Annotated in this window: 1 protein-coding gene; it reads right to left on the bottom strand. The window is 58.9% G+C overall.

The window, feature by feature from the left end:
• Positions 1-55: 55 nt before the first annotated feature.
• Positions 56-1,042 (bottom strand): IS630 family transposase, encoded by a 987-nt coding sequence (locus AB3X89_RS39765; RefSeq protein ID WP_368587998.1) that lies wholly within the window; start codon positions 1,040-1,042, stop codon positions 56-58.
• Positions 1,043-1,238 lie beyond the last annotated feature (196 nt).

Here is a 1,238-nt window from a genome sequence, read left to right as displayed (position 1 = left end):
ACATCGCGGTCAAAGTGACGGCCTGCGAACAGTTCGTCCAGGCTTTTCAGCTTGCTCATCGTCGGTTCCCAATTCGTTCAGCCCGACACCTTAACCGATTCGCCCCCGCTCGATTTGCACCAGATCCCTTTTCACTGAGCGAGGCGAACCATCGTTCGACCTGATTGAGCCACGACGCCGAGGTGGGCGTGAAGTGAACATGGAAGCGAGGATGACGGGCAAACCAGGCCTTGATCGAAGGAGTTTTGTGCGTGCCATAGTTGTCCATCACCAGATGCACATCCAAGTGCGATGGCACACTGGCTTCGATGGTGCGCAGAAAGAGCACGAATTCGCTGCTGCGATGGCGCCGATGTACCTCGCCGATCACCTCGCCAGTAGCGATGTCCAGCGCCGCGAACAGCGTGGTCGTGCCGTGGCGCATGTAATCGTGCGTGCGTCGCTGCGGGATGCCGGGTGCCAACGGCAGCATGGGTTGCGTGCGATCGAGCGCCTGAATCTGGCTCTTCTCGTCCACGCACAACACCATGGCCTTAAGCGGCGGATCCAGGTAAAGCCCGACGATATCTCGCACCTTGTCGACGAACATCGGATTACCGGAGAGTTTGAACGTTTCCTGCCGATGCGGCTGCAGACCAAAAGCACGCCAGATCCGTGTGACCGCCGTTTGCGACAATTTCATCTCACGAGCCATCGTGCGCGTGCTCCAGTGAGTCGCGCCGACAGGTACGGACTCAAGCGTCTTTGCGATGACCGCATCAACGCGAGCGTCATCAATCGTCCTCGGCGCGCCGGGCCGAGGTGCATCGAGCAGCCCGTCCAGACGAAGCATGACGAACCGCGCCCGCCACTTCGAGACCGTTTGCTGAGTGACCCGCTGTTTCGCGGCAACGCTCTTGTTGTCCACGCCATCGGCACAGGCCAACACGATGCGCGCCCGCAATGCGAGGGCCTGTGCGGTCTTGCGTCGCAATGTCAGCGCTTGCAGTTCTTCGCGCTCCGATTCGCTCAGCACCAGCTCCCCCTTCGGCCGTCCGCTCATCCTTGCCCCCTCGCACCAAGTGCCACATAGAACACTTTAGTACGTGATCGGCAATTTTTAACTCAAGACACTAGCAACCACTTGATGGCATTATTCAATGCTGGCTTCATGAAGTTGCGCTTTTACACAACCCGGAGCATCTTTGCAATACCCCCATCCGGACAAAGCCGTGAGACGGTAAGCTCCGTCGCGGGAT

The sequence above is a fragment of the Paraburkholderia sp. BR14320 genome (genome assembly GCF_040948665.1).
GTDB lineage: Bacteria > Pseudomonadota > Gammaproteobacteria > Burkholderiales > Burkholderiaceae > Paraburkholderia > Paraburkholderia youngii.
Note: the sequence above shows the minus strand (reverse complement) of the source record. Positions and strands in the feature narration are given on the sequence as shown.